5 protein-coding genes and 1 pseudogene are annotated in these 6,583 nt (G+C 63.5%); 5 read left to right on the top strand and 1 reads right to left on the bottom strand.

Translation table 11 applies throughout. The annotated features are described in order from the left end of the window. Positions 1–375, top strand: a pseudogene (locus tag EN738_RS08005) (serine kinase); the annotation flags it as partial. A gap of 8 nt (positions 376–383) precedes the next feature. Further along, a complete protein-coding gene (locus EN738_RS08000; protein ID WP_127283225.1) occupies positions 384–2,231 on the top strand; it encodes an ABC transporter ATP-binding protein in 1,848 nt (615 codons plus the stop codon). Between the two features lie 105 nt (positions 2,232–2,336). Here the strand turns inward: EN738_RS08000 and EN738_RS07995 are convergent, their stop codons facing one another. Next, on the bottom strand, positions 2,337–2,609 hold the full coding sequence (locus EN738_RS07995; RefSeq protein WP_127283224.1) for an exopolysaccharide production repressor exox: 273 nt from the start codon (positions 2,607–2,609) through the stop codon (positions 2,337–2,339). Between the two features lie 607 nt (positions 2,610–3,216). Here EN738_RS07995 and EN738_RS07990 point away from each other — a divergent pair. The 3 genes from EN738_RS07990 to EN738_RS07980 all read left to right on the top strand — a co-directional run bounded on the left by EN738_RS07990 (position 3,217) and on the right by EN738_RS07980 (position 6,578). Next, a complete protein-coding gene (locus EN738_RS07990) occupies positions 3,217–3,894 on the top strand; it encodes a sugar transferase (RefSeq protein WP_127283223.1) in 678 nt (225 codons plus the stop codon). A 172-nt stretch (positions 3,895–4,066) separates the two neighbouring features. Further along, positions 4,067–5,287, top strand: coding sequence for a polysaccharide biosynthesis/export family protein (locus EN738_RS07985; RefSeq protein WP_127283227.1), 1,221 nt, complete (start codon positions 4,067–4,069; stop codon positions 5,285–5,287). 205 nt (positions 5,288–5,492) lie between these two features. Next, complete coding sequence (locus tag EN738_RS07980) at positions 5,493–6,578, top strand: acyltransferase (RefSeq protein WP_127283222.1); 1,086 nt, start codon at positions 5,493–5,495, stop codon at positions 6,576–6,578. Positions 6,579–6,583: the final 5 nt, after the last annotated feature.

Below are 6,583 nucleotides of genomic sequence, written 5' to 3'. Positions count from 1 at the left end.
CCGATCCGGCAAGCGGAAGTGCGTCCGCAAGCGCATCCGGCGATCGACAAGGCGCAGCATCGCCTGCATGGCGGATTTTCCGGCGACGCGGTTTTGGCAACGCGGATCTACATCCTGCACCGCGGCGACAAGGCCGCGGCCTCGCGCCTGCCCGGGCCGGGCGCCTTGTCGGCGATCATCAAATTCTCCTACGTGACGCGCTTCGGCCGCGCAGCACTGGTCGGCGACTTCGCCGCCACGCATCTGCGCCAATGCGCGGCGCTCGCCAGCCAGATCGGCGTTTACCGCCTCGAAGTGCCGACCGGGTTGGAGCGCATCGGCGAGGCCGTCGCCCTGATCGAGCGCGACCTGGCGGCCGGCGACGAGGCTCGGTGAGGCGCGCCATGGCTTCGATCCTTCGCCTGTCGCTGTTTCGGGATATCGCTGGCTTCGGCGCCGTCATGGCCCGCATCGGCGGGCGGCGGACGTGGATCGCGCTCGCCTTCCTCGTCCTCGGCAGCTTGACCGAAGGCATCTCGATCCTGCTGCTCATCCCGCTGCTGCATCTGATCGGCAAATCCGACCAGGATTTCGCCATCAGGCTGCCCGACAATGCGTTGCTGTACCGGCTGGCGCCTGGCGGGACGCTTGGGCTGGCGACGGTGCTTTGCCTGCTCGTCGGCCTCGTCGCGCTGCAGGCGGGCTTCAACCGCTTCAAGTCCGTTTACATGGCGCGGCTGCTCTACGACTTCGTCAACCGACTGCGCATGGATCTGTTCGAGGCCATCGGCAGGGCGCGCTGGGGCATCTTCGCGCGCACGCGCAGCTCCGATCTCGACCACGCGCTGACCGGCGACATCGACCGCGTGCAGGCCGCCGCCTTCTCGCTGCTGATGCTGGCGCAGACCGCCGTTCTGCTGGCCGGTTATCTCGTGGTGTCGCTGTTCATCTCGCCGGTGATGACCTCGTTCGCCATCGTCATCGGCGTGCTGATGTTCGTGGCGCTGCGGCCCTTCCGCTCGCGCGCGACGGCCTATGGCCGCGTGCTCACGGCCAATCGCCAGGACCAGTACCGCACGGTCTCGGAGTTCCTCGGCGGCATCAAGGTGGCCAAGAGCCTGAATGTCGAGGCGAGCTACTTCGCGCAGTTGCGCGCGACGCTGGAGAAGATGAAGGCCGACAACCTCAACTACGTGCGCAACAGCACGATCGGCACCGCTTTGTTCCAGGTGGCGAGCGTCATCGGCCTCAGCCTGTTCACCTACATCGCGCTCACCCGCTTCCACCTCTCGCTGGCCGAGATCGTCGTGCTGCTGCTGGTCTTCATGCGCATCGCGCCGCGCTTCATGGACATGCAGACGCAGGCGCAGCAGCTGCTGATCAACCTGCCGGCCTACGCTTCGATGCAAGGCCTGCAGACGCGCTTCGACGCCGAGCGCGAGCCGGCGAGCCAGGGCACGCAAGGCGCGAGGCTCAGCCTCGATGTCGGGCTCAACATACGCGATGTCTCGCTCGCCTATGGCGGCCTTGCCGATGCCGTGGAGGGCAAGGCGGTCGTCAGCGGCATCACCTTCGGCCTTCCCGCCGGCAAGGTCACCGCGCTGATCGGCCCCTCGGGGTCGGGCAAAAGTACGATCGCCGACATGCTGCTTGGCCTGCTCGAACCGACGCAAGGCAAGATCCTCGCCGACGGTGTCGAGATCGGGCCCGGAAACCGCAGGTTTTGGCGCGACCAGGTGGCCTACGTGCCGCAGGACGTGTTCCTGCTGCACGATACGATCGCGGCGAACCTCAGGCTCGCCGCGCCACAAGCCAGCGACGCGGAGCTGTGGACGGCGCTGCGCTCCGCGCATGCCGCCGATTTCGTCGAGCGGCTGGAGGAGCGCCTGGACACCGTGGTCGGCGACCGCGGCATCCGGCTCTCCGGCGGCGAGCGCCAGCGGATCGCGCTGGCGCGGGCATTGCTGCGCAAGCCGTCGCTGCTCATCCTCGACGAGGCGACCAGCGCCCTCGACTGGCAGAATCAATCGCTGATCGCCAAATCGATCGACGGGCTGCGCGGCACGATGACGATCCTGACCATTGCACACCGGCCTTCGATGATCGCTTTCGCCGATTGGGTCGTGGCCATCGAGAACGGCCACATCGTCGAGGTCGGGCAGTATCAGCGCTTGAAGGCGAAATCCGGCAGCCGGCTGTCCAGGATGCTGTCGGGCGAGCAAGCGGAACGAGAGGTAGCCGACGCCGGCTGAGGGCGCTCGGTCGGCCGTTGCTGCGGGATGCCGCATTGGAGCGGTTCAGCGTTTCATAGAATCGCCGGCCCGCTCTACTCGCTACGCAATTTTCCTGAAATTGTTCTAGCGGATGCTGCGCCTAGCGCTGAACTTCTCGCCTTCGGCAGCCTTCGGTGCGCCCAGGCTTCTTTCAGCCTCGCGCATCCTGTCGGCCGTGGTCGGCGCGCTCCTGGCAACCATGAGAAAGACCATCACAAAATAGCCGGCCTGGATAATGGCGGCGCAGATCACGGCACGCAGCACGATCGTGCCGAGCGAGGCGCCTTCGAAATAGGACCACGAGATCTCGATCGCGAGGGCGAACAGCATCCCGAAGATGAATTTTGGCAGTGACATCTCCGTCGATCCATCAACCGACGCGAGCATGCAAAAGTGACGACTTACCCACCCGAGTATCTCCCCATGCGCCACGCGAGCTATTCCTGCTGCTCGCTTTCGACCGGTTGCTTCCGGCCTTCCCAACCTATCCAAACTCTAACAGGAACATTTTGCGACTCTATTAAGGCGGGGACGCGCGGGCAAGGCCAACGGCAAATAATTTCGAATGGGTTTTCGGCTTCGACTCTGCCATGCTGCGTCGCACACGCAGGCTTCACAGCCGATTGCGAAAAGCGGATTATGCTGCAGTAGAATTTACAATATTAATTAGTATTTTACTGGAATAACTTGGCCCTGCGAGTGATTCGGAGGTGAGTTTAAGCGATCCCCTCTGCGACAAGGAACGATCCGCCCAAAAATGGCCTCAAAAAGGCACTACATTTCCTGGTGTTGCTCATATCTTGTCACAAACGTGCCATAAAGGTGAATTTTTGGGCAGCACACGTTTATTATTTAGTCAATTCATGACGTGACTATTTCATCGCGATGGGAAATTGTGTGTTGCGCTGCAGCATTTTTTTGATATCGTGCCGTAAACCATTCGTTCAACGTATGGAGTTGCGGCATGAGGGATATTGCCAAGTCGGCCGATGCGGGTTTCTCGCATGCCGGCATTGATTTTCCGCCACCGATCGGCGGCCTGCTTAAGCGCAGTTTCGACATCGTCGGCTCATTGGCCGGGCTGGTGCTTCTCAGCCCGCTGTTCCTGATGGTCGCGATGCTCGTGAAGCTGTCCGATGGCGGGACTATCTTCTATGGCCACAAGCGCATCGGCCGCGGCGGCCGCATCTTCCCCTGCCTCAAGTTCCGCACCATGGTCCAGGACGGCGAGCGGGTGCTGGCCGCGCATCTTGCCGCCAATCCGGAGGCTAACGCCGAATGGATCGCGACGCGCAAGCTGAAGAACGACCCTCGCGTCACGCGTGTCGGCCAGGTGCTGAGGAAGCTCAGCCTCGACGAGCTGCCGCAGATCATCAACATCCTGCAGGGCGACATGAGCCTGGTCGGGCCGCGCCCGGTCGTGCGCGACGAACTGGAGATCTACGGCAGCGCGGCGGTCTACTATTTGAAGTCGCGTCCGGGACTTACCGGGCTGTGGCAGGTCAGCGGCCGCAACGACGTGTCCTATGACAGCCGCGTTGCCTTCGATCGGCACTATGTCGAGAACTGGTCGCTGTTCGAGGACATTCGCATCATCTTCAAGACAGTGCCTGCAGTATGGATGTCGCGCGGCAGCTACTGAGCCGCAAGGCCGGGCTCCGCAAGGAGCGCGGCACCTTCGATTGTGACGCCGTTTCGCATTGGATCGGGCGTCCGCCAGCAAGCTCATCGGGCGATGGGGCAAGCGGATCGGAAACGTTCAGTTGAAAACAGATATATTCGGACTCCTTCGCGACAGCCGTCTGTCGCGCCCCATGATGCCGGCGCGGCTTGCTGTCGCCGGCCTTGCGCTTCTGCTTGCCGTCCCGGCGATCGCCGGCGACTACCAGCTTGGACCGCAGGACAAGCTCAACATTCGCATCGCCGAATGGCAGACGGTGGAGGGCACCTTCCGCGACTGGTCGGCCATCAATGGAGAGTATTCGGTGGGCCCCGCCGGAACCCTGTCGGTGCCGTTCGCGGGAGAATTGCCGGCCGCCGGCAAGACCACCGCCGAAATCGCCGCGGCGATCAGCGAGACGCTGCAGCGTAAGCTTGCGCTTTCGGACAAGCCGGAAGCCTCGGTGGAAATGGTCCAGTTCCGGCCGTTCTACATTTCCGGCGAGGTGCAGAGCCCCGGGCAATTCCCGTACGTGCCGGAACTGACCGTATTGAAGGCAATCAGCGTCGCCGGCGGCATCCGCCGCAACGCGGAAAATGGCCCGCAGCAGGATCGCGACCTGATCACCGCCAAGGGCAATTTCGACATCTACGACGACCAGCGGCTTCGCCTCGTCGTCAGGCGCGCCCGCATCGACGCCGAGCTCGCCGACAAGACGACATTCGAGGCGCCGAAGGAAGTCGCCGACGATCCGAAGGTGGCGACGATCGTCGCCGACGAGATGGCGGTGCTGACCTCCGACCAGAAGAAGCTCAAGCTGAAGCTGCAGGCGCTGGACGATCTGAAGAACCTTCTGCAGAACGAGATCGAGTCGCTGCAGAAGAAGATCGTCAACCAGCAACGCCAGGTGGACCTCGCCAAGGAGCAGCTCGACAGCGTCGGCGCGCTGGCGCAGAAGGGCCTCGTCGTGCAGACGCGGGTGCTGAATTCGGAACAGACCATCGCCGACCTGCAGGGGCAGATCCTGGACTACGAGACGGCGATCCTCACTGCCAAGCAGTCGATGAGCAAGGCGACGCAGGACGCCACCGACGCCGAAAACACGCTGAGATCGAGCCTCGCCTCCGACCGGCAGCAGGTCGAAACCGACCTGAAGGAAGCAGAACTCAGGGTCGGCATGCAAAAGGGCCTGATGACCGTGGCCTCGGACCCCGCGACGCAGGCGGCCATGACCAACAGCGATCAGCCCGCGCTTCAGTATGTGCTGGTTCGGGTGGTCGACGGCAAGACGAGCGAGATCGCGGCGACCGAGGAGACCCCGGTGCTGCCTGGAGACGTGATCAAGGTGAAGCTGGCGCCGATGACCAGCCAATAATGCATGCCGCCCAAAAGCGCACACCGATTTTGGGACAACGACATGCATAGGAACAACACCTGAGGCGCGACGCGGCTCAGGTGTTCGGCAGGCCGGACGAGTGGGGCGCCGGCAAGAGTTGAAAAAGGCAGCATCGAGTGCCGCCCGGCGGGCGCAGGAGTGCCGCTGAAGAAGTCGCGGAGCGATCCGCTGATGAAGGCCACGAATGCAGCCGGCAGCCCGTCACGTCTACCTCAATCTCGACGCGTTGCGCGGTGTGGCCGCGATCAGCGTGATGCTCTACCACTTTTCGCCGTTCATCGCCGACGACAAGGTGCTGGCGTCGAGCTACGTGGCGGTCGACCTGTTCTTCCTGCTCAGCGGCTTCGTTATCGCCCACGCCTATGACCGGAAGATCGAGGCGGGGATGGGATTCGGATCCTTCCTGCTGGTGCGGCTGATCCGGCTATATCCGCTCTACCTCGCCGGCACCTTGCTCGGCGCCTTCTACCTGCTGATCAAGAACACGCTGATGCCCGGCGACTACATGCCGATGTCCGACATCGCCATGATGCTGACGACGGGCATGCTGTTCATCCCGCTGGTCGGCAATGCCTATCACACGATCTTCCCGCTCAATCCGGCCTCGTGGTCGCTGTTCTTCGAGCTGCTGGTGAACATCGCCTATGTGCTCCTGTTCTTCGCCCTGTCGAAGCGTGTGCTCTCGGCGCTCGTCGCGGGCAGCCTCGCGCTGTTGATCGTCGCCGCGGTGTTTTCCGGCACGCTCGATTTCGGCATGACTGGCGCGACCATCGCCAGCGGCCTGCCGCGCGTCGCCTTCTCGTTCTTCCTGGGTGTGCTGATGTGCCGGTCGATGGCGCAGGGAGGCCTCGGCTTCCTGCAGCGCGGCTACTGGGCCGAGATGGCGCTGCTTCTGACGCTGGTGATCTTCGCCATAGCGCCGGCCGGCGGCGGCGCGCGCGCTGCCTATGATCTGATCTGCGTGGTGCTGCTGTTCCCGGTCATGGTGACGGTCGGGGCGGCGGCGCCCACCCGGCCCGGCCTGGCGAAACTGTTTGGCTGGCTCGGGCGGATCTCCTACCCGATCTACATCATCCATACGCCGATGCTGATGATCATCGCGGGAGCGGGCAAGGCCGTCTCCATCGATCCGTTCGCCAACCATCCCTGGTTCGGCATCGCCATGGCGGGCGCCGTGATCGTCATCGCCGACGTCGCGACACGCATCTATGACGAGCCGGTGCGGCGCTTCCTGCAGCGGCTGACCCAGCGCTCGCGCGCCATCGCCTGAGTTCT

The sequence above is a fragment of the Mesorhizobium sp. M4B.F.Ca.ET.017.02.2.1 genome (assembly GCF_003998955.1).
Classification (GTDB): domain Bacteria; phylum Pseudomonadota; class Alphaproteobacteria; order Rhizobiales; family Rhizobiaceae; genus Mesorhizobium; species Mesorhizobium abyssinicae.
This window is presented reverse-complemented; position numbering and strand designations above follow the sequence as displayed.